Origin of the sequence: Sporosarcina aquimarina, from assembly GCF_019748715.1 — a bacterium.
Taxonomy (GTDB): Bacteria; Bacillota; Bacilli; order Bacillales_A; family Planococcaceae; genus Sporosarcina; species Sporosarcina newyorkensis.
In genome coordinates this window covers 1-518 of sequence record NZ_JACLBZ010000041.1, presented here as the reverse complement: position 1 = coordinate 518, position 518 = coordinate 1, and the positions used below count along the sequence as shown (strand labels likewise).

General features: G+C 54.6%; 1 rRNA gene. It reads right to left on the bottom strand.

Annotated elements, in window-relative coordinates:
* A 16S ribosomal RNA gene (locus H7J92_RS17225) occupies positions 1-518 on the bottom strand; the annotation flags it as partial.

Genomic DNA, 518 nt, shown 5'->3' with positions numbered 1-518 from the left:
CTACGCATTTCACCGCTACACGTGGAATTCCGCTTTCCTCTTCTGTACTCAAGTCCTCCAGTTTCCAATGACCCTCCACGGTTGAGCCGTGGGCTTTCACATCAGACTTAAAGGACCGCCTGCGCGCGCTTTACGCCCAATAATTCCGGACAACGCTTGCCACCTACGTATTACCGCGGCTGCTGGCACGTAGTTAGCCGTGGCTTTCTGGTAAGGTACCGTCAAGGTACAGGCAGTTACTCCTGTACGTGTTCTTCCCTTACAACAGAGCTTTACGATCCGAAAACCTTCTTCACTCACGCGGCGTTGCTCCATCAGACTTTCGTCCATTGTGGAAGATTCCCTACTGCTGCCTCCCGTAGGAGTCTGGGCCGTGTCTCAGTCCCAGTGTGGCCGATCACCCTCTCAGGTCGGCTACGCATCGTGGTCTTGGTAGGCCGTTACCCCACCAACTAACTAATGCGCCGCGGGCCCATCTCACAGTGACAGCCGAAACCGTCTTTCAACATCTCTTCATG